Origin of the sequence: Streptomyces aurantiacus (genome assembly GCF_001418335.1) — a bacterium.
In the GTDB taxonomy this organism is placed as follows: domain Bacteria; phylum Actinomycetota; class Actinomycetes; order Streptomycetales; family Streptomycetaceae; genus Streptomyces; species Streptomyces aurantiacus.
The window spans coordinates 244-1,130 of sequence record NZ_LIPP01000516.1; the positions used below are offsets into that span (position 1 = coordinate 244).

1 protein-coding gene is annotated in these 887 nt (G+C 65.5%); it reads left to right on the plus strand.

Annotated elements, in window-relative coordinates; translation table 11 throughout:
* A partial coding sequence (locus AOK01_RS39790; RefSeq protein WP_483855263.1) for a DNA topoisomerase subunit B occupies window positions 1-887 on the plus strand: 887 nt, incomplete at both ends.

Here is an 887-nt window from a genome sequence, read left to right on the forward strand (position 1 = left end):
CCGAGGGCAAGCCCGCCGTCGAGGTCGTGCTGACCGTGCTGCACGCGGGCGGCAAGTTCGGCGGCGGCGGTTACGCGGTCTCCGGTGGTCTGCACGGCGTGGGTGTCTCCGTCGTGAACGCGCTGTCCACCAAGGTGGCCGTGGACATCAGGACCGACGGGCACCGCTGGACGCAGGACTACAAGCTGGGCGTCCCGACGGCTCCGCTGGTCCAGCACGAGGCCACGGAGGAAACCGGCACGTCGGTCACCTTCTGGGCCGACAGCGACATCTTCGAGACCACCGATTACTCCTTCGAGACGCTCTCGCGGCGCTTCCAGGAGATGGCGTTCCTCAACAAGGGTTTGACGATCAAACTCACTGATGAGCGCGACTCGGCGAGGGCCACGGCGGGTGCCGACGAGGCCGGTGCGGACGAGGCCGAAGAGGTCAAGACCGTCACGTACTACTACGAGGGCGGCATCGTCGACTTCGTGACGTACCTCAACTCCCGCAAGGGAGAGGTCATCCACCCCACCGTGATCGACATCGAGGCCGAGGACAAGGAGCGCATGCTCTCCCTCGAAGTCGCGATGCAGTGGAACGGCGGCTACAGCGAGGGCGTGTACTCCTTCGCCAACACCATCCAGACCCCCGACGGCGGCACGCACGAGGAGGGCTTCCGTGCGGCGCTCACCGGTCTCATCAACCGGTACGCGCGCGACAAGAGGCTGCTGCGCGAGAAGGACGACAACCTCACGGGCGACGACATCCGCGAGGGCCTGACGGCGATCATCTCGATCAAGCTCGGCGAACCCCAGTTCGAAGGCCAGACCAAGACCAAGCTGGGCAACACCGAGGCGAAGACCTTTGTGCAGAAGGTCGTCCACGAGCACATCACCGACTGG